This window comes from Neisseria sp. 83E34 (assembly GCF_001308015.1).
Lineage (GTDB): Bacteria > Pseudomonadota > Gammaproteobacteria > Burkholderiales > Neisseriaceae > Neisseria.
Genome location: NZ_LGYH01000024.1, coordinates 1 through 2,766, shown reverse-complemented (window position 1 = coordinate 2,766; position 2,766 = coordinate 1). Strand labels below are relative to the sequence as shown.

2 protein-coding genes are annotated in these 2,766 nt (G+C 42.5%); both read right to left on the bottom strand.

Features of this window, described 5'->3' with window-relative positions:
* Positions 1 to 341 precede the first annotated feature (341 nt).
* Positions 342 to 950, bottom strand: coding sequence for a hypothetical protein (locus tag AKG09_RS11430; protein ID WP_054619549.1), 609 nt, complete (start codon positions 948 to 950; stop codon positions 342 to 344).
* Positions 951 to 995: 45 nt separating this feature from the next.
* On the bottom strand, positions 996 to 2,766 hold a 1,771-nt coding region (locus AKG09_RS11425), incomplete at its 5' end, for an RHS repeat-associated core domain-containing protein (RefSeq protein WP_197272159.1).

The window sequence follows — 2,766 nt, the reverse complement described above, 5'->3', positions numbered from 1 at the left end:
CCCAAATCGGCGAACAGCGGGAAGGGAATCGGCGGCACTTGCGGCGGAGCGGGCGGGGGCGGCCAACAGAAGTCGGGCACCATAAACACCACGCGGAACTTGCTGCTCTTACGGGCGATTTTGTTGACGGCCATGGCGGGGTTTCGTGTGGATTAAGGTTAATAGGTAAAAAACGCGTGCGTGCTGCTGGCACGCATCCTTGTATGTTGAAACCAATGTTATACAAGCTGCAGCAGCTTTGTCTGACACAGTATAAACTGGTTTTTCGGGCAACATCAGTTTCATGTCATGCATAGGATTGCTCCAATGGAGTCGGGTAACCGTATTTATGCAAACCGCCATTATTTTATGCGATATACAACATCCTCATCATTATCATATACTTTTTTAATTTCAATTAGAGTTCCATTTTCATCATGTATAAATATTTGAGTTAATTCATTTATAAACGTTGAGTCAGTTTCAAACTGTTGTGTTTTTATAGTCGATAGCAATCCATTTTCTTGGCTATAAATATAGAGTTCTTTTCTGTATCCGTATTTTCCTACAAAAATAGACGACTCGATCTTGGATTGATTATAAAAATAATATGTTATATTAAGCAATTTATTATTATAAGAATAGCTTATAGATTTAAATGGTAAGTGATTATTTTCATTATAGAAGAAGATTTGGCTATTGAAGCTGTCTAGTTTATTCCATTCCTTTATTAATAAAATTCTGTTATTTTTATCAAAACAATATTCATACTTATTTTTTCTGTTTTTACAATTTTTCAATATTCTACCTTTTTTCATACCAAATCTTTGAAATGAATAGATTGGAATATCATAATAAGGTGATGTTGAAAACTCGGTTTTACATATTCTTTTATAAATCTCATTTATTAATTCTTCTGCTGAATGTTTCTCAAGAGATTTAAATTCATTTTCTAAATTTTTAAATTCCATTTAAACTAGCCTTGTTAAATAATTTAATATCAAAAAAGTATTCATTTATATTGGAAAGGTGCCTTTTTTAAGCTCATCTCCAATTTTTTTCAATTCTTCCCTGAATAAAGCAGGATCGTTTATGTCTTTTAATCTTTCATAAACTGTCTTTTTATACGTATTTGTATGAACTGTACTATGAGCAGGAGCACTACAGTGGCATTTGCTTTTTGCGTCTTTATTAGAAGGTAGGAATACACCATTATCAGCGTCATTTATATCTATTCCTTTTATCTCTTTCCCATTTATTATTTCAACAAAGTTTGCCATTTTTGTTCTTAAGGCATCCATTTTAGGATCTTTTGAATTCGACATGACTATATGATGTGCACTATTTGGATAACTTGGTTCAGCAATACCTGAATCGGTCATGTTTTTTCTGAGTTTTTTAGCATCGCTGCCGCAATTTAATCCTAATGGGTCAAACCATCTTTGTGAATTAGCAGCAAATCGATAAAAATTGCTTCCCCCCCACAAGCCAATCGGATCCTGATTAACAAACCTACCTGCATCAGGCTCGTAATACCTGAAGAAGTTGTAATGCAGCCCCGTTTCTTCATCGCAATACTGGTTCTGTAATCTGAACGGCTGATGGGTGTTTGTGATGTTCGTTTCGCTTTTAAGCTTACCCCAACCGTAATAATACCCGAACCACAGTAGGTTGCCGTCTTTATCGGTCATTTCGCGCGGAATGCCGATTTGGTCGCAGTGGAAATAATGGGTACTTTGCTCGGTTTCTTCTTCGTGTGTCCAATTGCAGACTTGCGCCAGCGGTTCGTAAGAATCTTGGTCGGTGTAGATGTAAGTATAAAGGCCGTCTGAATTTTGTTCCTGTAACAAGTGGCTGCCGTCCCACAGGAAGGCAATTTCGCTGTCTAAAATATCTTTGCCGTTCGGTGTATTCAGACAGGCGTTGCCTCTTAGGCCATCTGAAAGGGGTTCTGCATATCCGTTTGCTTTCAGACGGCCTTTGCTGACCCTTCTGCCCAACGCGTCGTAGCTATAAACCCACGTTTCTTTGCACCAATTGCCGTCGGCATCTTTGCGTTGGATTTCCACCCTAATGAGTTGGTCGTGCAAATCGTAGAAATAGTTCTGCACTTCGCCGTTTGGCAGCTCTCTGTGGATCAGGTTGCCGAGGCCGTCGTAGTAATAGCTGGTGCCGTTGTATTCTTTAAGACGGTTGTCTTTTACTGCGTTGTCCCGATGCCTGTCTGAAAGGATATTGTGCGCGGGGTCGAAGGCGAAGCGTTCGTTGCCCGCTCGGGTGATTCTGCCCAGTTTGTCGTACTCGAAATGCGTGGTGCCCGTCCGCTGGTCGGTGCTGTGGAGCAGGTTACCGGTTTTGTCGTAGCCGTAGCTGCGTTTGACCGCGGTTTGGCCATGCATGCGGGCGGGTATGTAACCCGCCCCTACGGCTGCTTTGCCGTTTTCAGACAGGCCGTTGAGTTGTGCGATTTGGGCTTTCAGACGGCCTACCGGATCCAGTTCGTAGTTGCTGGTCAGGGCTCCCTGTGTCCTTTGGATTTCGCGGTGCAGCTTATCGCGTTCGATGTCCGTAATGACTTCGCCGTCGAGGTTGATTTGGTGCAGGTGGCCGCTGCCGTAATACAGGTAGTTGATTTGTCTGCCGTCGGGCAATACGGTGGTGGTGCGGTTGCCGTTGAAGTCGTAATGGTAACGGATGCTGTTGGTAACCGGCTGGAACAGCATATCGTACTGCGGGTCGCGCCAGTCGGTGGCTATCAGGCCGTTTCGGGCATTCTCTTCTTGGGTC

Excerpts from the sequence above, each read along its gene's own strand:
- AKG09_RS11430 (WP_054619549.1), bottom strand. The coding sequence starts at position 950 with ATGGAATTTAAAAATTTAGAAAATGAATTTAAATCTCTTGAGAAACAT.